2 protein-coding genes and 2 pseudogenes are annotated in these 2,047 nt (G+C 53.4%); 1 reads left to right on the plus strand and 3 read right to left on the minus strand.

The genetic code is table 11. The annotated features are described in order from the left end of the window. Positions 1–420, minus strand: a pseudogene (locus EKN83_RS23175) (type IV secretion protein Rhs); the annotation flags it as partial. Between EKN83_RS23175 and EKN83_RS23625 the strand changes: the two are divergent. Then, positions 409–548, plus strand: a pseudogene (locus tag EKN83_RS23625) (transcriptional regulator); the annotation flags it as partial. The pseudogenes EKN83_RS23175 and EKN83_RS23625 overlap by 12 nt on opposite strands. A gap of 163 nt (positions 549–711) precedes the next feature. On the opposite strand, the gene EKN83_RS23185 reads toward EKN83_RS23625, so the two are convergent. Together EKN83_RS23185 and EKN83_RS23190 are read right to left on the minus strand one after the other, a co-directional pair. Beyond that, positions 712–1,089 carry a hypothetical protein gene (locus EKN83_RS23185; protein WP_126801791.1) on the minus strand — a complete coding sequence of 126 codons (378 nt, stop codon included), beginning with the start codon at positions 1,087–1,089 and terminating at the stop codon, positions 712–714. Positions 1,090–1,098: 9 nt separating this feature from the next. Next, positions 1,099–2,047, minus strand: a 949-nt coding sequence (locus EKN83_RS23190; protein ID WP_185857699.1) for an RHS repeat-associated core domain-containing protein, incomplete at its 5' end; no start/stop codon positions are given.

Raw genomic sequence — 2,047 nt, forward strand, 5'->3', positions numbered from 1 at the left:
ACGGTTATCCGTGACCGGTACCGCATCGTCACTGGCGGCGAGGTTATCCGCTGCGTCGTAGCTGAACTGCGCGCGGCTGTGCCCCTGTCGGACCTCGTAGTGCTTCAGCAGACGCCCTTCGGCGTCGTAGCCGTAGTCCACCTCACCGCGCAGGGTGTCGCTGACGCCGGAAAGCTCGCCGCGCGCGGTGTAGCGATAGAGGCGTTCCAGTAGCGCCTGCTCCGGCAGGGTCACGTCCGTGCTTAATTCGCTGCGCTGCAGGGTGCGTCTGCCGAGGCTGTCATACTGGCGGAGCTGCTCGCGCGCGCCCTGGGTGCGGCGCACCTCGCGGTGCAGGCGATCGCGGGTGAACTCGGTCACCAGCTGCTGCCCGAAGCGGATGGCGCTGACGTGGCTGGAGCCGTAGTGCAGCCCACTCAGAGCGATTTCGGAAACGAGATAGGCAAGAAGTCTCTGGTGAGTCAAATCCCTAACGGACAGCGCACGTTAACGCTGGATGATATGCGAAGCGTTTTGGCGTGCCGGTGAGTGCATTTGTGGGGCATTGAAATTGATTAGGATGGCATTTTTCTATTTATTAACAAAAAACGTGACGTAGCAATCCTATTCGCCGTTAAACATTGGCTCAACACATGTACCCTCTACTCGAAATGGCACGCCTGCATCATTTTAAAGAACGGGTGCTAAGATATCCATGTAGTGGCTAAAACCTTACGGCAATTGTAGTGGTACATCACTGCCATCAAACATTTCCCTCAAATACTTTCCAAGGGTGTTAGAATCTTTTGCTGTAGGAATGACCACGTGATATTCCCTGATGCCAATTTTTTTTGCGGCATCATCATTAAGCACGATCACAAGTTTGTCTTCTGTGAGTTGAACAGAACGAATAGAGTCTGTTAACTCATATTCTGTTGACTCGCTCTGGAATCCAATACATTCATTAACAGGTAGCTCATCCTCATCGAAACGTCCGATAATGATAAAGTTTTTAGGAGCATAATCGTCATCTCCTATCCCTATGGTGAGAACATCATCTTCTTCATTGCAATTGATACACGTTGCAGCAAAATTTTTAACATTACGCATTCGCTATCCTCATCCTGAGCAGTTTTTTCGTCTGGCTGATTTTTTACCAGAAGCCTGCCATTCATTAATCTGACCAGTGTCGGAAGGCCAGTTGTAGACGACATCTGCACCAGTATTCAATTTAAATGTGTTCATTTTACCACGACATGATGTACACGGTGGATATTGTCCATCGATAACCAGTTTATCCCCAGGCGACGCTATTTGGTCAAGTTCTCTGGTGATTCTTGCTTCCGTGTGTGTTGCCAGGGAACTCTGTGGGAAGCCCAGAGCTTTTTCCTCTGGAGTCATGTTCCCGCTCTGCCAAATACCTTGAGCTTTGACATTTCCCTCACTGTCAAAAAGCGTTGCATGGGCAGTATGAGTGCCTTTGCCAGTGCCAAATGACAATCCAAGGGGATCAATCCATAACAACGGATTCGGCGCATACTGATAAAGGTTCCACCCGCCATTCAACCCAATCGGATCCTGCACAATAAACCGCCCGACCTGCGGGTCGTAGTAGCGGAACAGGTTATAATGCAGCCCCGTTTCACCGTCAGCGTACTGTCCGGCATAGCGAAGCGGCTGGTGTGCCATCGCCGAGCGATTCACAAGCCGTGAGAACCCTTCGCTCTGGTGGCGTACCTCGCCAAAGCTGCCGTACTGGCCGCTCCAGCGCACCGCGCCGCGCTCGTCGGTCACTTCCAGCGGCGCGCCGTTCAGGTCGGTGTTGAACCAGTAAATCTCACCGCTGCGCTGGTCACGAAGATGATCCACCCGCGCCAGCGGGCTCCAGGCTTCATTCGGGTCGTATACATACGTGCTGTACAGCCCGCTCTCCTGCTGCTCCTGCAGCAGGCGGTAGCCCTGCCACAGGAAGCGCGTTTCTGTGGTGCCGTGCGTCGTAGTGACGATTTTGCGCGTGCGGCGGCCCAGTGCGTCGTAGTGATAGCGCGCCTCAAACCGCCCTTCCGGG

The sequence above is a fragment of the Enterobacter sp. WCHEn090032 genome (assembly GCF_003986875.1).
GTDB lineage: Bacteria > Pseudomonadota > Gammaproteobacteria > Enterobacterales > Enterobacteriaceae > Enterobacter > Enterobacter sichuanensis.